Here is a 21879-nt window from a genome sequence, read left to right on the forward strand (position 1 = left end):
TTTCCCGTTTCCCGTTTCCCGTTTCCCGTTTCCCGTTTCCCATTTCCCATTTTCTATTTCCCACTTCCCGTTTCCCATTTTCCCACTACCCATCTTTTTCCCACTACCCACTACCAGTCCCCATCCCCATCTCATCAACCACCCTCTCCACTCCGTGCCGCCAGTGGGGCATGGTGAGGTCGAAAGCCGTTTCGAGCTTTTCGAGGGACAGCCGGGAGTTGTGGGGGCGGCGGGCGGCGGTGGGAAAGGCGTCGGTGGTCACCGGTGCTATGGCTTCATCGGCGACTTTGAGCGGCCATCCTTTCTGGCGGGCTGCTTCGATGAGGAAGCGGGCGTAGCCGTGCCAGCTGGTTTCGCCTGCGGCGGTGAGGTTGTATGTGCCGGCGAGTTCGGGCTGATGAACGGCTTTTCGGATCGCGTGGGCGGTGGTGTCGGCGATGAGTTCGGCGCCGGTGGGTGCGCCTGTCTGGTCGTCGATCACCTTCAGGGCATCGCGCTCTGCGGCGAGACGCAGCATGGTGCGGATGAAGTTTTTACCGCGAGCCGCGTAGACCCATTGGGTGCGGAAGATGAGGTGGCGGGCCCCGGTGTTGCGAATGGCCTGTTCGCCGCGCCACTTGCTGGCACCGTAGACATTGAGCGGCGCCGGCTTGTCGTCCTCCCGCCAAGGGGTATTGCCGCTGCCATCGAACACGTAATCGGTGGAGTAGTGGACCAGCAGTGCGCCTTGCTGCAAGGCTTCCTCTGCAAGAACACCGGGGGCCTCGGCATTGATCTGCTCGACGCGCTCCGGTTCGGATTCGGCTTGATCCACCGCGGTATAGGCGGCGGCGTTGACGATGATATCCGGGCGCACGGCGCGGACGGTTTCGCGGAGCTCATCAAGACGCTCCAGATCACCACAAAGTCCGTTTTGGCCTTTGCGGCCCAAGGCAATCAGCTCACCAAGCGGGGCCAGGGCGCGTTGCAGCTCCCAGCCGACCTGGCCATTGGCACCCAACAGCAACAACTTCATGAAACCGCCTCGCGACTGGCGTAATTGGCCTCGATCCACTCGCGGTAGGCGCCGGAGCGGACCCGGTTCACCCATTCGGGATTATCCAGATACCACTGGACCGTCTTTCGGAGTCCGCTATCGAAGTTCTCCTGCGGCTGCCAGTCCAGTTCCTGACTGATGCGGGTGTCGTCGATGGCGTAGCGGCGATCGTGACCGGGGCGGTCGGAGACGAAGGTGATGAGATCACGGTGCGTGGTTAGTCGGGAGTGGGTAGTGGGTAGTGGGTAGTGGGTGTCCAGCAGGTCACAAATCGCCTCGACCACTTGCAGGTTGGTCTTTTCGGCGCGGCCGCCGATGTTGTAGGTACGGCCGGGTTCTCCCTGCGCGAGGACGGTTCTCAGGGCGCGGGCGTGGTCTTCCACGTGGAGCCAGTCGCGGATGTTGTCGCCTTTGCCATAGATGGGCAGCGGTTTGCCTTCGAGCGCATTGAGGATCACCAAAGGGATGAGCTTTTCCGGGAACTGGTAGGGGCCGTAGTTGTTGGAGCAGTTGGTGATCAGTGTCGGCAAACCGTAGGTGCGCTGCCAGGCTCGCACGAGATGATCGCTTGAGGCTTTACTGGCGGAGTACGGGGAACTCGGGGCGTAGGGGGTCTCTTCCGTGAAGGCCGGGTCCTCCGGGCCGAGGTCGCCATAGACTTCGTCGGTCGAGATGTGGTGAAAGCGGAAGCGTTGCTTCTGCTCGCTGGGCAGCTCGCTCCAGTAGCCGCGGGCCACATCGAGCAGTGTGCTTGTCCCCACCACATTGGTCTCGATGAATGCGGCCGGCCCTGTAATGGAGCGATCCACATGCGATTCGGCCGCCAAGTGCATTACGGCATCGGGACGGTGCTGTTGGAAAACACGTTCGACTTCGGCCCGGTCGCAAATGTCCACCCGCTCGAAGATATGGCGCGGGTGATCATAGGAATCGCCGAGCGAGTCGAGATTGCCGGCGTAGGTCAGCTTGTCCAGGTTGATGACCGTGTCGTCCGTCTCGGCGAGGAATTGCCTTACAACCGCTGAGCCGATAAAGCCGGCGCCGCCTGTTACGAGTAGTTTCATCATGTCGTGCTTGCCTCCATTAATCGCTGCGAAGCCGCTTTTGGCTACACGCGGTAGTAGTCTGTGTACCACTCTACAAACCGGGCCACACCCTCCTCCACCGTGGTTTCCGGCTTGAAGCCGACGTCGGTCATGAGGGCTTGGACATCGGCATAGGTGTCGGGTACGTCGCCCGGCTGGAGCGGGAGCAGGTTCTTTTCGGCCTTTTTGCCCAGGTTCTGCTCCAATACCTCGATGTAGTGCATGAGCTCCACCGGCTGGTTGTTGCCGATGTTGTAGATACGGTACGGCGCCCGGCTGGTGGCGGAGTCGGGGCTTGCGCCGGTCCAGTCGGGATTGGGCTCGGCGGTGTGGTCCAGGGTACGGATGACGCCTTCGACGATGTCGTCGATGTAGGTGAAATCGCGCCGGTGATTGCCGTAGTTGTACAGGTCGATCGGCTCGCCGGCCACGATCGCCTTGGCAAACTTTTGCAGTGCCATGTCCGGGCGATCCCAGGGTCCGTAGACGGTGAAGAAGCGCAGTCCCGTGGTCGGCAGGTGGTAGAGATGGCTGTAGGTATGCGCCATCAGCTCGTTGGCCTTCTTGGTGGCGGCATAGAGACTGAGCGGATGGTCGACATTGTGGTGCACCGAAAAGGGCATTTCGGTGTTGGCGCCGTACACCGAACTGGATGAGGCGTAGACCAGGTGCTCTACGGCGTTGTTGCGGCACCCTTCCAGCACGTTGACGAAGCCGAGCAGATTGCTGTCGGCATAGGCCAGGGGGTTTTCCAGGGAGTAACGGACACCGGCCTGGGCCGCCAGATTGACCACCCGATTGGGTTTGTGGGTGGCGAAGATCTCTGCCATCGCATCCCGGTCGGCGATGTCGATCCGCAGGTGGGTGTAGTTGGGGTGGTCGGCGTGACGGGCCAGGCGCGCTTCTTTGAGGGCCGGGTCGTAGTAGGCGTTATGGCTGTCGATGCCGACGACTTCGTCGCCTCGGTCGAGGAGGCGTAGGGTGAGGGCGGAGCCGATGAAGCCTGCGGAGCCTGTTACTAGGACTTTCATTCGTTTTAGGTTTTTACGTTTTAGGTTTTATGGGGTTACGTTTTACGTTCGGGCTATGCTTTGACGATGTTTTCCGCTGGCGTTCTGTAGACGCCTCGGGTGTCGACGATTAGTCGGGCGTGAGTGTTAATCGCTTCGTAGTCGAATGCGCGGTGGTTGGTGGCGATTAGGATGCAGTCGTACGAGGCCAGATTTTCCGGGGTCAGTTCGACGCTGGAGAGCTCGAAGTGGTATTTCCGCATTTTTGGGAAGTCCGGGACGTGGGGGTCGGAGTAACTGATTAGCGCCCCTTTCTCCTGGAGCCGTTTCATCAGTTCCACGGAGGGGGACTCGCGCATGTCGTCTACGTTGGGTTTGTAGGCGATGCCCAGTATCAGGATCCTGGAGCCTTTGATGGATTTTTCCTGTTCGTTCAGGGCATCCGCTACTTTATGGACGACCCACTCGGGCATGCCGGTGTTGATTTCGCCGGCCAGTTCGATGAAGCGGGTATTGAGGCCGTATTCCCGTGCCTTCCAGGTGAGATAGAAGGGGTCGATGGGGATGCAGTGGCCGCCCAGGCCGGGGCCGGGATAGTAGGGCACGAAGCCGAAGGGCTTGGTGGCGGCGGCGTCGATGACTTCGAAGATGTCGATGCCCATCCGGTCAGCAACGATTTTCATTTCGTTGACCAGTCCGATGTTGACGGCGCGGTGGATGTTTTCCAGCAGCTTGGTCATTTCCGCGGCGCGCGTAGAGCTGACCGGGACGACCTGGTCGATAATCTGTGAATAGAGGGCGATGCCCACTTCCCGGCAGTTTGGCGTGATCCCGCCACACACCTTGGGGATGGTCTGGGTGGTGAAGTCGGGATTGCCGGGGTCTTCGCGCTCCGGGGAGTAAACCAGGTATATGTCCTTGCCGACTTCGAAGCCGCGCTTTTCGATGCGTGGTTTGAGCTCTTCGTCGGTGGTACCGGGATAGGTGGTGCTCTCCAGAGAGACGACGTGGCCCTCGCGCAGGTACGGCACCAGGGTGTCCATGGTGTCGGTGACGAAACTGAGGTCGGGCTCCTGGTGATCATCAAGTGGCGTGGGAACGCAAATGATCAGGGCGTCGGCTTCGGCGGCCCGGGAAAAATCGTCAGTGGCCTCGAAACCGCGAGCTACCGAGGCGGCGATGGCCTTCGAGGGGATATGCTCTAGGTAGCTCTCGCCCGTATTCAGCTTCTCGACCTTTTCGGCAACCACATCAAAACCGAGCACTTTGTAGCCGACTTCGGCATAGCGGATCATCAGGGGGAGGCCGACGTAGCCGAGGCCGATGATGCCGATGGTGGCGGTTTTGTTGGAGAGGTTGTGGAGTAAGGGCATTGTTTTACGTTCTTATGTTTTAGGTTTTACGTGGACTTTTGCGGTTAGGTTTTGGAGCATTGCGGCGATGTGTTTGGTTTCTTCTACCAGTTCTTGGGCGCGGGGGGCTGGGATTACTCCTAGCCGGGTTGCGATGTAGAGCTGTGTTCTTAGTTCGGCCGCTGATCCTTTGGCGATATGCATAAATCTGGCGAATTCGGCTTTTGAGTCGCGTTCTGCGCCTTCGGCTATGTTGGAGGCGACGGAGACGGCGGCTCTTGTCATTTGGTCTTTTAGGCCGTAGTCGCGGCACTCTTTTAGGGCGGTGTAGGTGTCGGTGGCTAGGCGACAGGCCTTTTTCCAGACGTCCAAGTCTTCGAAGGAGTGGTACATTTTTTTAATTCCGTTTTAGGTTTTTACGTACTTACGTTTTACGTGCTTAGGTTTTACGTGTTACGGGCTTACGCTTCGTTGTTTACTCGAAGGTTGCCAGGTTGTTGGCGGCTACTTTTAGGTGGTTTTCCTTGCCTAGTAGTTCCAGGAGGATGATGACTCGTTCCTGGTCGCTCTGTTTCTGGAAGATGCCGCTGAGGCCGGCGAAGGGGCCTTCGAGTACTTGTAGTCTGTCGCCCTTTTTCCAGGGGAGTTTGTTTGGGTCGTTCTCTTCGAGTTGCTGCTCTTGCTGCCGTATCGCTTCTATGGCCTGCTGGCTGAGGCTGGCGGGTTTACCGCCGAAGCGGAGCATTGTGCTTACGCCGAAGGTGGAGCGTATGGGCGTGAAGTCGTCTTTGCCTTCGGTGAGCTGTACGAACAGATAGCGGGGGAAGAGCGGCTCGATCACTTTGCGCCAGTTGCCGCGGCGGCGGCGGGACTGGGCGATTCTGGGGCAATAGCTAGGATAGCCCTGGCGCTGGAGATTCTCCTGCGCGGTGGACTCCTGGCGCGCTTTGGTCTGTACTACATACCAACGGGGCATGATGTTAGTCGGCCTCCCTGCTGGTACACGCCCCCAGTTGCGCGGCCTCTTCGCGCAGGGTCTTCAACTGCTCCTTGAGGGTGTCGTACTCGCGCTGTTTGCGCTTTAGGAAAGACAGGGTCACCCGCGCCTTCTCTTCCAGACCCGTGGGGGTGAGCAGGTAGGCATAGCCCAGCTTGTTCGTGCTGCGGCGGAAGTTGCCGGCCTTGATCCAACCCTTCTCGACGAGTGCCTGGAGGCAGTAATTGACCTTGCCGAGACTGATACCCATCTCCTCGGCCAGCTTGCGCTGCGTCATGCCGGGGTTGTGTTCCAGCTTTTTCAACAGCTGATAGCGGAGTTCGTCGTTCATGGTCGGGGTTGCCTATCTGACGGATTGTTCGATACGAACGGGCACGGTATCGATTGGCGACCTGACCGCGAGAAATCGGTTTTTGTAGGGAAACCGGGCACGCTACCGCCCTGTCGTGTCACTGGATGAAACAACATAAGGTCTTGTTTTAATTGTTTTTAACGTGCAAATGTTCAAGAACTGAACTGAAATTTTACGGAAAAGGCGGTTAGGGGTAAAGGGGAGGGGCCCGTTTTACGTTTTAGGTGTTAGGTTTTACGATTTGGGCTGTTCGCCCCTTCAGAAAATGCTAATCTAGCTTCCCCCGAAGAAATGGAAGATCCTGCGGTAAATACAATGAGTTACACCAAGTAATGCGGATCCGGAACCTCGACTCCTCCTTTGTCTGGCTGCACCGGGTCCTCGATATCGCGGTTCCCTTTGCCCTGCTCTACCTGATCGCCATGACCTACGGTATTTTCTGGCATGATCGTTATATCGTCATGGGTCTTATCGGCGGTCTTTCCCTCATCTTTTTCAACCAGGCCACCGGCGTCTATACCGGCTGGCGGGGTCGTTCGCTGTTCGCCGGCTTCAAATTGATCCTTCAGGCCTGGGGCCTGACCTGGATGTTTCTCATCGTCTTTGCCTTCATGCTCAAGGACGGCGCTAGCTTCTCCCGCGTTACCGTCACCGCATGGGCCCTGATTACCCCCATCGGCCTGTTGGCCTACCGGATTGTCATCCGCGCCATCCTTGGCCGCCTCCGAGCCCAAGGCTGGAGCACCCGGCGCGTCGCGATCGTAGGCGCCGGCCAGCTGGGTCAGCGTATTGCCAAAACACTTAATGAGTCCAAAATGCTCGGCTATAACCCCGTCGCCTTCTACGACGATAGGTCGGGGCTCACCGGCACAAAGGTGGAGGGAATCCCGGTGGTCGGTACGATAGACCACCTGCTGGCATGCAGGCTGCTCGAAGAACAGTACGACGAAATCCATATCGCCCTGCCGATGCGGGCGGAGGCACGCATCAAGACCATCCTCAATGCCCTCGCCGACTCCTCGATCACTGTAAAATTCATCCCGGACTTTTTCAGTTTCGACCTGCTGCACTCGCGACTTTCCGATATCGGCGGCATTCCCATCATCAGCGTCTATGACAGTCCACTAAACAGTCCCGGTAATGCCTTGGTCAAGCGTCTGGAAGACATCATTCTGTCTACCATTATTCTTGTGTTGATTTCACCGCTCCTCATTTTCCTCGCCCTGGGCGTCAAACTATCCTCACCCGGCCCTGTTTTCTATAAACAAGTCCGTGTCGGCTGGAACGGAAAGAATTTCAACATGCTAAAGTTCCGTTCTATGCCGGTTGATGCGGAAAAGGAAGGCGTACAATGGGGCGGATCAAAGAGTAAAACGACCTCGAAATTCGGTGCATTCATCAGGAAAACCAGCCTTGATGAACTACCTCAATTCTTTAATGTTTTGAAAGGGGATATGTCGATTGTTGGGCCACGCCCCGAGCGGGACGTGTTTGTTGTGGAATTCAGGAAAAAAATACCTCGCTACATGCAGAAACATATGGTTAAAGCGGGCATCACAGGGTGGGCGCAGATCCACGGTTGGCGCGGGGATACATCTCTGAAAAGACGAATAAAGTTCGATCTGCACTACATCGATAACTGGTCGCTATGGCTGGACCTTAGAATCATCGCCCTGACGTTCATCAAGGGGTTCATCAATAAGAACGCCTATTGAGCTGCACGCAACGTGCGGGGATGCTCACTATCCGGGAAACTACAACGTTCAGCCACCAGACGCAGTAAAACGAATGCGGCAGTTAGAGGCCATCTTATGCATGAGTTCCTTCCCAGTACCGCCAGTGCATACTCAATCTCTTCTTCAGTCCGGTCGGCAACTTACTTTCCGCAAAACCCAGCTTATACCCCACCAACTTCAATGCGTTCCTGAGCAGCGAAGATGGCCACAAGTGCAACCGACGCAACCCGAGAAACCGGAGCTCGGACTGCACGTATCGTAGCCCCTCACCCCCAGCCTGACCAAATTGTTCACGAATCCAGGGCTCACGGGCATGGAAAACCCCCGTATCAAAGTACCGACGAAACTCCTCCATCATCGTGTAATTGTGCGAGTGCCGCGCAGAAGCATTTCCCGCGTAAGCTACTTTCCATCCCTTCAACAGCATCCTGGCTGCCACATACATGTCTTCGGAAAGAATGGCATGCTTTGGAAAGCCGCCTACATCCAATAGCGCCTCACGGCGGTAGGCGGCAAACGAATTCGAGATAAATGGGGTTTTGATCCCGAATTCCACTGCATCGCCCATCGATTTGACGCGCGATTCAGGAGGATAATTGAACAACCGCGCATGTTCTGCCCAGGGATTGGCATCAATATGCGGAAGTTGGCGGCCGCACACAGCTCCGACTGCCAAATCGTTAAATGGCGCAACGAGACGTTCGATGGCGACGTTATCTTCCAGATAGGCATCCTGCGTCAAAAATATAAAAACATCATACTGTTGCAAGCGGTCAACCATCATCTGGCGAGTGCCGCCGTGATTAAACTCGCTCACGGGGATCACGTGGACGTGTGCCCCGTGTTTCCTGGCGAATGACACACTACCATCTGTGGAGCTCGAATCCACAATAAACAAATCAAAAGGTATCACCTGATTGCGGATCGAAAGAAAAAGCTGGCGTAGGCTTTCGCACCCGTTGCGCGCGGGGACAACGCAGGCAATATTATTTATATTAATGGTTGCCATGACTGATCTCTAAGTAGCCCAGCACGAACACCCGCTCATTCAATTGCTTTGGCCTTCTGATTACGGCTCGTCAAAAACGCGAGATAGATGGCTGCATATAGAATTGCGATATTCGAGTTGAAAAGGTATGGGTTGAATATCCCGGCCGAAAGCGTAAGAGCACCAATGAAAATTGCCCAGCGGGCTTTTCCCTGCACCAGAACGTACCCAACCGCCAGCAGCCCGGCTAGAATAATCGTAACTCCAATCACTCCGAATTTGGGAAGAAGAGAGAGCAACTGAAGCTCGTAAGAATACGGCTCGTTATGCGAGCGTACCAGGTCCGGATTGTAAGCCCCGAGCCCATTACCTAGAAATGGGGCATCAAGCCAGGTATCCAATAAGGCGGGGGCCTGTTGTAGCCGAATCGAATCGGAAGCGACATTAAGCTCTGGCTCGAACCTCTTTTCGGCAAGCTGATAGCTGAGTAGCGCAGCCGCAGCAAGTAACAAAGTTGCCAATAAAACCTGCCAGGCTTGCTTTCGAAACGAAAGCATCCAAGCTAAAAAGCAGATTAAAAAGAGCAACCATATATAGCGAGAAAAACTAAAGAGGCTGACAAAAAAGGACAAAAATATAATCAAATATTCTATTTTTCCCGGCCGAGGCTCTACTTTCTGGCTCTGCAGCCATGCCACAATTGCCGGCGCAAATCCCGCTATGATGTCAGTCTGCACATAGATTCGATAAAGGCCATGTGGTAACGACATCGACACAAAGCCAGTTCCAAAAACCCTTGCGTACAAACCGTTTATCTGCACAAAGGACAAGTCAAAAATGAGAGATCCTGCTAATAACAGAAATTTTACGCCAGCAAGAATAGCCACAACAGAAAAAAAGAGGGCCCGAAAAAACCACAGTGAATTCGTTGACTGAATCCAGAGTACTAGCAGAAGTGACACTACCGCCGGGGTAAGCATCATTCCAAATTCACGTACTGCAAGCGGCCCCCACTGCGACAACCCAAGAGCCATGTAGGAGAATAAGAACAGAAAAAGCCCCAGCCAGAAAACTATCCCGCCCAACCCGTCCCGCTGCCATCTGCGAAGCCAAATCGTGGCAATGTAGGCTCCTGAAACCAGCAGTGCAGCATGCTTAATCGGATACCCCATCAGATACCCCGTTGGTAGTCCGATAATCAATGCAAAAAGGACAGTCGTCACATAATCAAAAGAACCCGAGCTGGACCTGTCATCATTCACATTAAGCATTTTGACGCCATTATTCGTGAGATGTGCTACTAATCATCGACCGCCCAATCTCTTTCGTTTTCTGCAAAACATATTCACCGGGATTGTCATAGGCCCCGACTTGCTTCGCCATTAGATATCCACCAACTACTTCTCTATACATTTGAATTGGGCGTGCAGCTTTACCCATGAAACGACGAAACCCATGGTTTTGTGCTCCCACTGCATTGCTCGAGTGCTGCCTGTATAAAACCGTTGATCGACCGATTGGACGCAATACCCCCTGACATTTCAATATCGTCAAGGCAATCCACCAATCATGCATTACTGCAACATCTGGAATGGGTAGTGCGTTATCCAATGCGGCCCGGTTTATCATCATCGTACACCCAGTAACGCAGTTTCGAATCGACAAGCGCCTGAACGATTTCGCTAACCCCGGGCTCGTTGCCTGATGCTGCCATAAGGAAGGTGCAACAGGTTCGAGTTCAGCATCAACAACCTTTGCATCGGTAAATACCGCAATGGGCACATCCTTTCCCCATCTCGCTTCAGACTCGGTCAGAGCCGCAATCGAACACTCCAGCTTGTTCGGAAGCCAGATATCATCCTGATCACAAAAGGAAACATAGTCCGCCGTTGCCAAAGACATTAAATGCGCAAAGTTATTCTTTGCACCACCTGCTCTATACCGATCATCTACCAGTGTGATTTTTCCCGGTTCCCGGGAAGCATAACGCCGCACAATTTCCAAGGTATCATCTACAGAACCGTCATCATGGACCAAAAGCTTCCAGTTCTTGTACGTCTGAGCGAACAAAGAATCCAACTGTTCGCTTAGGTACTGACCGCCGTTGTACGTAGCCAACAGTATTTCGACGAGTGGTTCGGCCGATCGATTTACTAGCGTCATACCATGCTCCAACGATGACCCGCACGATCCATCTTAAGTGAAGATTTCCGGGGACAAAGTTATCCCTGACCAGTCTTTTGGCTTGTCTGCCTCATCAGCGCAATAAGATCCTTTGCTGCGCTCCGCCAGCCGCTTGAATATTTCCGATATCTACCGAAAGCGACCTCGCTGAAATAAACAAACCCGCCTTTCCCCAAACCACGGTATAGTTGCTGTCGGGCTTCCAGGTGAGCTATTTTCCCGCCAAGCCCAAGTGCAACTTTTGGAGCCAGGTTACCCAGCTGACGCAGCCGTTCCATAGCATTGACAAACCTCTCTTTTTCCTCACCATAAAAGTCCGAACCGGTACTCTTCGCGATTTGTAGCTGCTTCGTAAGTCCGATTCGACGGCCACCAATCAGCTGCTCCGAGTGTTGCCGATACTTCACGAGACAATCGTCAATCAATCGTCCGCCTCCACCAGCCGCAGAGGCAATCAGCGCAATCCACCCATCATGCACCCAGTTTTCGGGAATCGGGCAAAACAGAGCCGTCCGATCGGAGCGGAACGCCATGGCGGTCCCGGTCACCACATTGTGCTTGGTAAGAACCTCCAGTTGCCGCCCCCGCGAAAACAATTCCCGCTGCAATCGGGTAAACTTTTCGCGGTCCCACATCGTATAGCCAAGTGGTTGTAAAAGATCATCAACCACCAGCGCATCAGAAAAGACATAGCCGGCTTCGGGATGATTCGCAAACTCTCGTGCAACCCGTTCAATCTTTTCTGCGACCCATACGTCATCCTGGTCCGACAGGAAAACGATATCGCCAGTGCACAACTGTATGGCTTTCTCGAAATTTTTCGTGCTTCCGAGGCTTTTATTGTTTCTGCACACCTCTACAGAAAAAGGGGCTTTTCTCCTAAAGGCTTCCAGAATCTGCATCGAGTCATCAGAAGAGCCGTCATCGCACACCACCAACTCATCGGGAAATCTGGTTTGCGCAAGAAAACTATTGAGCTGATCTTCGAGATACCTTTCGCCGTTATACGTGGCCATTGCGATCGAGACCTTCATAGACTCCACCGTATATTTGCTTTCGGCATGACGACTCTACGCCCCATAGATCAGACTCGACTTCCTTTTTGAGCCAGTGTCAGTCACAAGCCGTAATCCCAGACATTCAATCGTTCCTGTCGCTCTTTTGCAAAGTGAACCAGCTCGGCTTGATCGCGAAAAGAATATGCACGGCTGGGATTTATCGAAGCTGTTATCTCGCGGGCCCTGCTATCCGTAACTGGCAATGCGCAAAATTCGGCAACCTCCTTTACGACCGCCAACGGTCTATCCAGTAGCTCCTCATAGCGCACGCGAAACAGTTGGTTACCGGACAGAGTCGCAAGATGGCGACGGGCCGATACTTGATACGTCTCCCACAAGGAAAATCCACCCTCCAGTGACAGGCAACGGGGTGATTCACAAAATACCCCACGCTTCTGCCGCAACCATGCGATTGATTTTTTTCTCTCGTACCTCCGCCTCGCTGTTTCAATGGTCCGGCTTGAGCGAACGCGTAGACTTTCCGCGACGTCGACGCCATGCCGTTCGATAAATATCACTCGAGCATCAGGGAACAATTCCAACCAAAAGGGAAGAGTGAGCGTATTTCTGGGATCTTTCCAACCCCAAGGATCTGTGAACCTGAAAATCGACCGATGCTTAAGGTAACGTTCAATCCCGAGATGACGCGCAGAACGCGGGGAGCTCATCAGGTCGCTGGCGTATTTCAGCGATGCATCGAGTACTGGTCTAGCCTCGTCACTCCATAGGTCGGCGACTGGTTCAGGGTTATCCCAGCGCGTGCCACATTGCACCATTAACCAGGTGTTCAATTCCTGGAAAAAAAGCGACTCGTTGTTTTCATCTTTTTCCTTGCCAACAAACAAGCCCAGTTGTTCCAGTAGCTGTCCGAGCAGACTTGTCCCTGATCGATGCATACCGACAAAAATAATTGGAGTACTCTGTTTTATGTCCATGGTAATTGCATTCAATCTCATACTAATCCGGGACGAATATCGAGACGACTCATGACCAAAAAGGCCAAAACCACATTCCACATAACCAACCCAAGCGCTGCAGCAAAGGCCGCGCCGGCAACGCCATAGATCGGGATGAGCACCATTGCAGCAATGACATTGATCACAAGGGCGAACACCTGCCCGCGCAATGTGTCCCGCTCAAAACCGCTCATTGTGAGAAGCATGCCAATCGAGCCGAAAGCCACATTGATGAGTTGGGCGATCGCCAGGATCGCCAATGGCAGGGTCGCAATCTCGGCATACTCCGCGCCGAATACCGTGTTCAGGATGGGGGCTCCAAAAAAGATCAACGGCAGCGCAATCGGCAACGCCACTAACAAAGCCATCCGTGCCGAGTGGCGACTGAGAGCCTGTAGTTGTGCGCTGTCCCCAGAACGATGAACCCGGGTAATGTGAGGACCAATCACGAGGTTTACCACCGTCAGGGAGAGCACAACCAGCATTCCCCCACGGTCGGCGACCTGCATCGCGGCCACCTCCTCATTACTGCCCAGCCAACCCAACAGGAGAATGCCGACCTGGCTGTTCAGCGTGCTGGCCGCCATCAGTAACGTGAAAGGCATCCAGGCCCGTATCCACTGTCTGTTCTGTTCGGGCTGGATCGGCTCAGACGCTGCCCCACCCTCCGGGAAGGTGCGCCGCAGAAGCACGACACTTACGACGAACGCCAACGCCACCCCGGCTATGAACGCGGCCATAGCCGTCGCCGGATTCAGCACACCGACCAGCAACAGCACGCCGGTAACGATCAACAGCACCAGCGGCCGGACGAACAGGTCGGGCAACTGCCCCAATACCACGCGTCGCAGACCCGCCAGTATGCCGGAGCGTACCGCACTGAACCCGAGCAACGGCAAGGCAACAAGGCCCAGCAACAGAAGGGCCCAGCGGTCGTCCACCCGCCAATCGGTCATCCAGACGGCAATCCCCCCCACCGTCGCAACGATGAGCATGCTGCCAATCCAGACATGGCGATTGGCCCAATGGAGGAGTGAGCGAATTCGATCCTCTTCACCGGCCTGATGCATTCCGGCCGTTTCCCGGGTAGTGAGTTGCATCAGCGCCGGGCCGAGGGGAATGGACAGAGTCGTGATCAGGGCAATCACAAAGGCATACTGGCCGAACCCTTCCGGGCCGAGGCCGCGTGCCAGCAGAATGGTGGCCAGGAGCATCAGTGGCAGCGAGAGCATCTTTAGCAGACCTACGCCCATTCCACCGCGCAGGAGCTGGGCGCGAAGCCCGTCACCCCGCCCCGAGGCGAGCAGGTGGTTCAGCCATTCTCTGTTCAATCGAAATATTCCGCGTTGCGCAAAGATACTGCCTGTTCGTCCTTGGCCGAAACCAGGGGTGCGCCAGCGATGGGCCAGTCGATTCCCAGATCCGCGTCATCCCAGCGGATGCTGGCCTCACAGTCGGGGGCATAGAAATCGGTGCACTTATACTGGAACTCGGCTGTTTCGCTGGTCACGTAGAAGCCATGGGCGAAGCCTGGCGGGATCCAGAGCTGGCGACGGTTATCGGCAGAGAGATACTCGCCCACCCACTGACCGAAAGTGGGAGAGCTTCTCCGGATGTCCACGGCCACATCAAAGACTTCGCCATGCGTCACCCGGACCAACTTTCCCTGGGCATGGGGCGTCATTTGGTAATGAAGACCGCGCAGGGTAGCCTTTACGGAGCGGCTGTGGTTGTCCTGCACGAAGTCAACATCGATGCCGGCCTCGGCAAACTTGCGTCGCTCCCAGACCTCCATAAAGAAGCCGCGCTCATCGCCGAAAACGGCGGGATCGATGAGTTTGACTTCGGGGATTCGGGTGTCCGTGACTTTCATGAGTTGACTCCAGCTTCTGCCAGCTGCTTCAAATAATGCCGTAGCTGTTCTTCCACAGCTCATCTTCTTTGCTTGAACCGCGGTGCCTGCCGACCTCCAACCGCGGTACGGCTCCACACTTTCCGATGCGGTCAGGTTTTTTTGTGATTGCAGCCGCTTGTTGCACTTCCGATTGGAGGCGGGCAATTTCCTACTGGATGTTCATCGCTCAGCTAGGAGCCTGTCCGGGAACACCTTTTTTGTAGATTGGGGTGAGTTATGCGAACCCCAACACTGATTTTGTTGGGCTTCGTTTCTCAGCGCCAACCTACATTTTGGACCCCATTGCTATTCTCGGACAGGCTCCTAGGCGTATTCGCCGGGCGGGGGCGAGGCATTTTGCGCCGAATCTTCACGACTATTCACCGCTCCGGCGAGTAACACAACCAAACCGGTCACATAAGTGTTAACGAGGGGGTTTCTGGCCCACAAGCCCTCACTGAAACCGAAAACGGCGAAAGCAGCTATCAGCATCACTCCGCCAATGGCGTAAAAGCGTGACCATGGCTGCCTTGACCGGCGTAACTCGCGTGCGAAAATCACAAACGGGAACACCAGGAGCACAGAGACGGTAGTGAGCAGGCCCAATATCCCGCCTCTTGCCAGGGCATCGAAATAGATGCTGTGTGCATGACTGAATAGCACGACGTGACGGCTCCAGGATCGCTCCTCTTCCACCAACCGCTCCATGTCTACTCGAAAGTCTCCAACGCCGCTTCCCAAAATGGGGGTTTCCTGCAGCAGCAGCAGCGAGTTGCGCCACAAATTCAGGCGCGTACCCCAGGAGCTGAGTTCCCCGGGGTTATTCTCAAAGGATTGAAGCTCTTCCACGCCCCGTTCGATCCCGCCCATGACTTTCTGTGACTGAAAAGCGGCCCCGCCTCCGATTACCATGAGGGCGGCGACACCGGCGACAATCCAGTTGCGGCTATTTTTGAGCATGTGCCACTGCGACCAAAGCAGAATGGCGGGGATCAGGGGGATAAATAACCAGGCACCACGGGTTTGCGACAAAACACTGGCATAGAGCGCCACAGAAATGGCCACGGCGATCACGGCACGCGCCCATCCGTTCTTGACGACTGTGGTAGCCAGTACCGCAACCACGGCGGCCCACCATACGGCCAGGTCACCAAAGACAATCTTGTGATAATACCCTTCTGCGTGACTTTCGCCCTGCCACATCACCTCGTAGATCGCCTGAGCACCCATGGCGAAGCAGGCGACCAGGGCGCCCGCTGCCAATTCCCGCCCCATGCAGAAACGAAAGCGTCGAAACATGAGGTAGATGGGAACAATCAGGGCAAGTCGCAAAAACCGCTCGAGCATCTGCCCGCTTTCCTTGAAGTCTTGCGCATTGACCATGCTCAATACCATCACCGCAAAGACCAGGACATAGCCCAGCATCAGGCGCTGCTCCCAGGTGGACAGGGTGTTCCAGCCGCGTCCGTAATAGAGTGCAGGTAGTAGCAGCAAGACGAATATTGAACTCCCCCAACCTACCGTGGCGACGGTGATCGGAAAAAGAAACACGAGGGCGCGAACCAAAGAAAACAGCCATTGAGAGCTGGTTGCGCTGGCAGATTGCTGCGGGGAAGCAATTTCGTTATGCATGTAAAAGGTTTCGAATTTTACTGCGTTCAAAAACTGACCGGATGGTATTTATTGGTAGTAATTAGGTCAATCGAACGGGCCAGGGGCCAAGTCTCTTTCGGCCGGTCTGGATTGATAATCCCTGTTCAGCTTTTTGGATTGGCAAGCCCGCCAAAATGCTTTTCCCACTCCCAGGCATGGGCGACGATTTGCGCCAGATCCGCGTGGTGCGGTTCCCATCCGAGCAATTCTCTGGCCTTGCGCGAATCAGCGACCAGACGGGCCGGGTCACCGGAGCGCCGTTCGGCTGCGATCACGGGGATTTCCCGGCCGCTCACCTTTTCAGCGGTATCAATCACTTCCTGAACCGAAAACCCGTTGCCGTTTCCCAGATTGAAGGCCTCGGACTTGCCATGGGTTATCAGCTTTTCCAGAGCGAGGAGATGGGCGTCGCAAAGGTCCATCACATGAATATAGTCCCGAATACAGGTCCCGTCAGGTGTCGGGTAGTCCTGGCCGAAGACCTTGATAGCATCCCGGCGCCCGGATGCCGCCTGCAGGACCAGTGGAATCAGGTGGGTTTCCGGATCGTGGCGCTCGCCCAGCAGCCCCTCCGGATGCGCCCCGGCGGCATTGAAATATCGCAGACAGACCGATTTTAACCCATAGGCCGTGTCGTAGTCCTTGAGGATCTGTTCCACCATTAATTTGGTCCGCCCGTAAGGATTTACCGGGTTCTTCGGGTGAAGCTCATCAAGCGGGATGTAATCCGGCTCACCGAAAACAGCGGCGGTGGAGGAAAAGATGAAGTTTCTGATGCCGTATTCGACCATGGCATCAAGCAGGTTCAGGGTATTCGCCACATTGTTCTGATAATACTTGGCCGGTGCGGTCACCGATTCACCTACCTGGATATAGGAGGCAAAATGCATTACGCCGTCAAACGAACCACTGCCCAGCACCGTATCGAGACTCGCACGATCAGCCAAATCGGCCTGGATAAAATCACCCGCAATCACCGCATCGCGATAGCCCGCCGTGAGATTGTCCACCACGACCACATCGTGACCGGCATCAGCCAGCAGCTTGACCATGTGGGAACCGATATAACCGGCCCCACCGACGACGAGAATACGCATCGGTGCTCCTTGCAAAAGGCTCTAAAATAACCGCTCATTAAAACACATAGCCCGCATCCCGCGCACTCTTGTTGCGTCGGCTTTGTTACTCCGGTGTGACGGTATTCGAAAAAATGTATCCCGTGCGGTTATCAGCTATCCCGGCCTGAATTTATGGTGTGGTCGGAACCTTGCGCCACAAACGAAAGAGATACCACTCCTCGCTCTGCACATGCACCGGTACCAGCAGAAAGGCCAAACCGGTCGCGGAACCCGCCTCCTGCATAATCAATGCTCCATCCTGCGCCTTATGTAGGGAAATGCGGTTTCGAGTGATACCCACCACGGGATTGTCAGGTGCCCGTTGCTTATCGGGCATGTTATCCGGATTAACGATCAAGGCACCGTCCTCGCATCGAAAGAACCCATCACCAATGCGGTAGCTGCGTTCGGCTAAAACGGCACCATCCTCAGCCAGGGCATGAACGGCAACGCGCTCATGGTTTTTCACTTGGAGCGAAACGCTACGTACTTGCTTGAGGTATTCACCCGGCGGCAACAGGGTAAGCGCCAACAGCACATCCTGGCGGGGATGGCGATGCGTCTGCAGTTCCGCCGCGCTGTCATAGACGCCGCTAATTGCACTGCAGTCGGTAACCGTTAAATCAATGGCGGGCCAATCCTGTGGATAGGTCGATTTCTCAATCGCTGTGCAGGCGCTCAACAGCATCGAAATCAGCAATGCGATTACGGCTTTCTTTTTCTGAATCACTGGTGCACCCCATTCGGTTAAAAGCGCTTCCTGGCGAGTATCAGCTTTCGTTTCCGCTTGCGCTGTTGCTACAGCCGTATGCGATGGATATCTGTTCCCCGCTCCACACGGAGTATGCATTCGACGTGTTCTAGCGCTTCGGCGTTATTCGACTAACCTATATTGTACCGTAAGAGCTGTATGAGGTTAGGCATAGCCGCATGAGCGCTTTTCGTTACATGCCTGCCTGTCATCGTTTCAAAGCCTTGGCACGACGCCTGAGTTGTGGCTCTTACTAGGGAAAATCGGCCCGTTGGCTGTTTTGTGACGCAAATTGGAAAAACGGCGATACAGAATGAACCTGCCTGACAAGAGTGCCCCGGAGAGTCTTCCTGAATTTCAACGTTATGCGGATAATGAGAACGGCCTGGTCGATCTCTGGCTGATTTTGGTGCGACGGCGGCTTTTAATCGCTGCTGTTGCGCTGTTCTTTGGTGGTTTGGGTGTTGCGTTTGCGCTTGTGAAGTCACAGGAATACAGCTATAGCACCACCATCGAAATTGGTAACCGGCTGGTCAAGGATGATGTGCGCCCCGTTGAGCCTCCGGAGGCGGTGCAAGCGAAGATTGAGACGAGTCATTTACCGATGATTCTGCAGCAGTACCGCCAGGTCGACCCAGATGCGAACACCTATGAATTTACCGCACGTATCCCCAGAAGTTCGAGAATCGTAGTACTTGAGGCAAAGGGACCTCTGGAAAAGAAAGAGACCTATCTGGCTCTGCTATCCAGCGTGGTGCAAAAGGTCCAGGAAGACCATCAGCGGATCAAAAATGAGGCTGAGAAGGAAATGGAGATCCGACGCGAGCGGATCGCAAGCACCCTGGCCTCGCTCGAAAGTGAGGAACAACTTCTCAAACGCGAAGCCAAACGCATGGAAGAGGTCAGGGCCCTGTTAGAACGGCAGGTCGGTGAAATCCATCCCACATCGGCAGAAACGAACCAAAACCGAGTCGCTGCCGTGAACCAGACGGACACCGATCTAAGCGCCATGACTATGATGCTTTTGAATAACGAAATCCGTGTGACCCGCGACCGCCTAATGGATAATTTGCGCGCTCAGTCCGAACAGCGCGACGAGATGTCCAAATTGGAGATTGAGCGAATCAACTTTGAGGAGACCCGTGCGCTGGTCCCACCGATGCAGTCGCTGGATCCGATCGGACTGGATCGCAAGGTGATTATTGTGGTGTCGCTCATTTTCGGGTTAATGGCAGGGGTATTTGCGGCATTCTTTGCGTCGTTTTTGTCACAGGTTCGAAAGATAGAACTGAATAACCAGTAACTTTCAGGATTTCGCAGCGGAAGGACACCGCCGCAAGGGCGTGCTCTTGGCCCCGACCGCCTGTCGGGCCGGGCTCCGACCATCGCCGGAAAGGTGCATTTGAAGAATGCACCCTGCGACAAGCCACAAGGACGGCCTGATTTGATCTCCCTCATCCTGGCCTTCTCCCGGGGGAGAAGGAATGGCTTCGTTCGGCGACGGGGCATTTTGGGAGCCGGAGGAGCATCATCGCCGGAACGTGCATTTGAAGAATTCACCCCACCCTACGACGAGCCACAAGGACAATCCGATTTGATCTCCCTCATCCTTTCCTCCTCCCGGCGGAAGAAGGAAAGGCTTCGTTCAGATTTGAAGAATGCATCAACCCTTGCATCGGGCACATCCTAAAATGTAGGGCTCCGCGTTATTACAGGAGCCCGGCCCGCTGGGCGAGTCACTGCTGGCTATTTGAGACCGCGGCCGATGGCGTAGTAGGCGATGCCGGCGTCTTTCATCTGGGCCGGGTCGTAAAGATTACGGCCATCGAAGATCAGGGGCGTGTTGAGGTTGCGTTTGATCTCGTCAAAATCGGGGCTGCGGAATTTTGGCCATTCGGTGACCACCACGAGGGCGTCGGCACCTTTCAGGGCGGACATGGGGTCGTCGACCAGTTCGAGATCGGGACGTTCGCTGTAGAGGCGTCTGGCTTCGCCCATGGCTTCGGGGTCATAGGCCTGTACGCTGGCGCCGGCTTTCCAGAGGGCTTCCATAAGCGTTCGGCTGGGGGCTTCACGCATATCATCGGTGTTGGGTTTGAAGGCGAGCCCCCAGACGGCGAAGGTCAGCCCCTTCAGTTTTCCTTCGAAATGGTTGTGAATCTTGTCCACGAGGACTTGCTTCTGGCGGTAGTTGACCGCTTCCACGGCATTGAGGAGCCGGGCGTCGTAGTCGACCTCACGGGCAGTACGCTCCAGTGCCTGGACGTCTTTGGGGAAGCAGGAGCCGCCGTAGCCGCAACCGGGATAGATGAAGTGGTAACCGATGCGCGGGTCGGAGCCCATGCCAATTCGGACCTTTTCGATATCCGCATCCAGCCGTTCGGCGAGGTTGGCCAGCTCGTTCATGAAGCTGATCTTCGTGGCCAGCATGGCGTTGGAAGCGTACTTGGTAAGCTCGGCGGAGCGGATATCCATGGCGATGAGCCGGTCGTGGCTCCGATTGAAGGGGCTATAGAGGGCACGGATCAGTTCGGTGGTGCGGGGGTTATCGGTGCCGACGATGATGCGTTCAGGCTTCATGAAGTCATCGATGGCGGCCCCTTCCTTGAGGAATTCAGGATTGGAGACCACATCGAATTCGAGGCTGGATGTCAGGGCTCGCTTTTCCAGTTCCTCGTTGATGGCACTTTTGACCCTGTCGGCCGTGCCCACCGGGACCGTCGATTTGTCGATGACCACCGTGTAGTCATCCATGTGCTCGCCGATAGAGCGGGCCACCGAGAGGACATATTGAAGGTCTGCGGAACCGTCCTCGTCCGGAGGCGTACCGACGGCGATGAACTGGAACAGGCCATGGCCCACGCCCTCGGCGATATCCGTGGTGAACCGCAAGCGACCTTCGGCCTTGTTGCGCGCAATCAGATCATCGAGTCCCGGCTCATAGATGGGACTCTCGCCGTTGTTGAGCATATTAATCTTGCGCTCATCAACATCGACGCAGAGGACGTCATTGCCGACTTCGGCGAGACAGGTGCCGGTGACCAGACCGACATAGCCGGAACCGAAAATTGTGACCTTCATGGGTGCTCCCGTTTTTTATTTCCGTCGTACAGCGTGAACATCCCTGTTACGGAATTCACGTGTCCCGACAATCAGCTTAGTATCGTACCGGTTATTCGGCACACAACCCGGAAGGAGGTGCGCCTCGCGGCGACGGGATTAACGTTTTACGTCTTTAGGTTTTACGTGTTTACGTTTTACGGCAACTGCCTCTATGAGTTCGCACCGGGGGCGGCCCTCCCACCTCCCGGATGGGGATACATTCCCGGTAGGAGGCGCGCCCTCGCGGCGATTTTCATTGAACCTATCGCGCCGGGGGCGGCCCTCCTACCTCCCGGGTGGGGACACATTCCCGGTAGTAGGCGCGCCCTCGCGGCGATTTTCATTGAATCTATCGCGCCGGGGGCGGCCCTCCTACCTCCCGGGTGGGGATACATTCCCGGTAGGAGGCGCGCCCTCGCGGCGATTTGTTGAACCTATCGCGCCGGGGGCGGCCCTCCTACCTCCCGGATGGGGATACATTCCCGGTAGGAGGCGCACCTCGCGGCGATTTATTGAACCTATCGCGCCGGGGGCGGCCCTCCTACCTCCCGGGTGGGGACGCATTCCCGGTAGGAGGCGCGCCTCGCGGCGATTTGTTGAACCTATC

General features: G+C 55.6%; 20 protein-coding genes. 2 read left to right on the plus strand and 18 right to left on the minus strand.

Annotated elements, in window-relative coordinates; translation table 11 throughout:
- Window positions 1-103: 103 nt before the first annotated feature.
- The 7 genes from rfbD to BLP65_RS15510 form a co-directional block, all read right to left on the minus strand.
- Window positions 104-1015, minus strand: a complete 912-nt coding sequence (gene rfbD, locus BLP65_RS15480; protein WP_092999039.1) for a dTDP-4-dehydrorhamnose reductase — start codon at window positions 1013-1015, stop codon at window positions 104-106.
- Entirely contained in the window at window positions 1012-2100 is a 1089-nt protein-coding gene (rfbB, locus tag BLP65_RS15485) for a dTDP-glucose 4,6-dehydratase (protein ID WP_092999083.1), read from the minus strand. Before rfbB ends, rfbD begins: the two co-directional genes overlap by 4 nt.
- Before the next feature lie 44 nt (window positions 2101-2144).
- Complete coding sequence (locus BLP65_RS15490) at window positions 2145-3152, minus strand: NAD-dependent epimerase (protein ID WP_092999041.1); 1008 nt, start codon at window positions 3150-3152, stop codon at window positions 2145-2147.
- Window positions 3153-3205: 53 nt separating this feature from the next.
- Window positions 3206-4504, minus strand: a complete 1299-nt coding sequence (locus BLP65_RS15495; RefSeq protein WP_092999043.1) for a nucleotide sugar dehydrogenase — start codon at window positions 4502-4504, stop codon at window positions 3206-3208.
- A 12-nt stretch (window positions 4505-4516) separates the two neighbouring features.
- Window positions 4517-4876 carry a four helix bundle protein gene (locus BLP65_RS15500; RefSeq protein WP_092999045.1) on the minus strand — a complete coding sequence of 120 codons (360 nt, stop codon included), beginning with the start codon at window positions 4874-4876 and terminating at the stop codon, window positions 4517-4519.
- 82 nt (window positions 4877-4958) lie between these two features.
- Complete coding sequence (gene rfaH, locus BLP65_RS15505) at window positions 4959-5459, minus strand: transcription/translation regulatory transformer protein RfaH (protein ID WP_092999047.1); 501 nt, start codon at window positions 5457-5459, stop codon at window positions 4959-4961.
- Window positions 5460-5463: 4 nt separating this feature from the next.
- Window positions 5464-5811 (minus strand): MarR family EPS-associated transcriptional regulator, encoded by a 348-nt coding sequence (locus tag BLP65_RS15510; protein ID WP_092999049.1) that lies wholly within the window; start codon window positions 5809-5811, stop codon window positions 5464-5466.
- Between the two features lie 353 nt (window positions 5812-6164).
- Between BLP65_RS15510 and BLP65_RS15515 the strand changes: the two genes are divergently transcribed.
- Window positions 6165-7547 carry an undecaprenyl-phosphate glucose phosphotransferase gene (locus tag BLP65_RS15515; RefSeq protein WP_092999051.1) on the plus strand — a complete coding sequence of 461 codons (1383 nt, stop codon included), beginning with the start codon at window positions 6165-6167 and terminating at the stop codon, window positions 7545-7547.
- Between the two features lie 94 nt (window positions 7548-7641).
- Here BLP65_RS15515 and BLP65_RS15520 read toward each other — a convergent pair whose 3' ends face one another.
- The 10 genes from BLP65_RS15520 to BLP65_RS15565 form a co-directional block, all read right to left on the minus strand.
- Complete coding sequence (locus tag BLP65_RS15520) at window positions 7642-8577, minus strand: glycosyltransferase family 2 protein (protein WP_092999053.1); 936 nt, start codon at window positions 8575-8577, stop codon at window positions 7642-7644.
- 35 nt (window positions 8578-8612) lie between these two features.
- Window positions 8613-9827 (minus strand): O-antigen ligase family protein, encoded by a 1215-nt coding sequence (locus BLP65_RS15525; RefSeq protein ID WP_092999055.1) that lies wholly within the window; start codon window positions 9825-9827, stop codon window positions 8613-8615.
- Between the two features lie 10 nt (window positions 9828-9837).
- Window positions 9838-10719: a glycosyltransferase family 2 protein gene (locus BLP65_RS15530; protein WP_092999057.1), complete on the minus strand. Its 882-nt coding sequence runs from the start codon at window positions 10717-10719 to the stop codon at window positions 9838-9840.
- A 59-nt stretch (window positions 10720-10778) separates the two neighbouring features.
- Window positions 10779-11774, minus strand: coding sequence for a glycosyltransferase family 2 protein (locus tag BLP65_RS15535; protein ID WP_092999059.1), 996 nt, complete (start codon window positions 11772-11774; stop codon window positions 10779-10781).
- Between the two features lie 83 nt (window positions 11775-11857).
- Entirely contained in the window at window positions 11858-12748 is an 891-nt protein-coding gene (locus tag BLP65_RS15540) for a sulfotransferase (RefSeq protein ID WP_175452618.1), read from the minus strand.
- 2 nt (window positions 12749-12750) lie between these two features.
- On the minus strand, window positions 12751-14085 hold the full coding sequence (locus tag BLP65_RS15545) for an oligosaccharide flippase family protein (protein WP_245688379.1): 1335 nt from the start codon (window positions 14083-14085) through the stop codon (window positions 12751-12753).
- Window positions 14082-14627, minus strand: coding sequence for a dTDP-4-dehydrorhamnose 3,5-epimerase (gene rfbC, locus BLP65_RS15550; protein WP_092999063.1), 546 nt, complete (start codon window positions 14625-14627; stop codon window positions 14082-14084). Before rfbC ends, BLP65_RS15545 begins: the two co-directional genes overlap by 4 nt.
- Before the next feature lie 345 nt (window positions 14628-14972).
- The gene (locus tag BLP65_RS15555; RefSeq protein WP_175452619.1) at window positions 14973-16142 is read right to left on the minus strand and encodes an O-antigen ligase family protein; all 1170 of its coding nucleotides are present in this window, start codon (window positions 16140-16142) and stop codon (window positions 14973-14975) included.
- Window positions 16143-16405: 263 nt separating this feature from the next.
- On the minus strand, window positions 16406-17398 hold the full coding sequence (gene galE / locus BLP65_RS15560) for a UDP-glucose 4-epimerase GalE (protein WP_092999067.1): 993 nt from the start codon (window positions 17396-17398) through the stop codon (window positions 16406-16408).
- Between the two features lie 151 nt (window positions 17399-17549).
- A complete protein-coding gene (locus tag BLP65_RS15565) occupies window positions 17550-18149 on the minus strand; it encodes a hypothetical protein (RefSeq protein ID WP_092999069.1) in 600 nt (199 codons plus the stop codon).
- A 334-nt stretch (window positions 18150-18483) separates the two neighbouring features.
- On the opposite strand from BLP65_RS15565, the gene BLP65_RS15570 reads away from it, so the two are divergent.
- The gene (locus BLP65_RS15570) at window positions 18484-19473 is read left to right on the plus strand and encodes a Wzz/FepE/Etk N-terminal domain-containing protein (protein WP_092999071.1); all 990 of its coding nucleotides are present in this window, start codon (window positions 18484-18486) and stop codon (window positions 19471-19473) included.
- Between the two features lie 443 nt (window positions 19474-19916).
- Here the strand turns inward: BLP65_RS15570 and BLP65_RS15575 are convergent, their stop codons facing one another.
- Window positions 19917-21251, minus strand: a complete 1335-nt coding sequence (locus tag BLP65_RS15575; RefSeq protein ID WP_092999073.1) for a UDP-glucose dehydrogenase family protein — start codon at window positions 21249-21251, stop codon at window positions 19917-19919.
- Window positions 21252-21879: the final 628 nt, after the last annotated feature.

The sequence above is a fragment of the Thiohalomonas denitrificans genome (genome assembly GCF_900102855.1).
GTDB classification, from domain to species: Bacteria; Pseudomonadota; Gammaproteobacteria; order Thiohalomonadales; family Thiohalomonadaceae; genus Thiohalomonas; species Thiohalomonas denitrificans.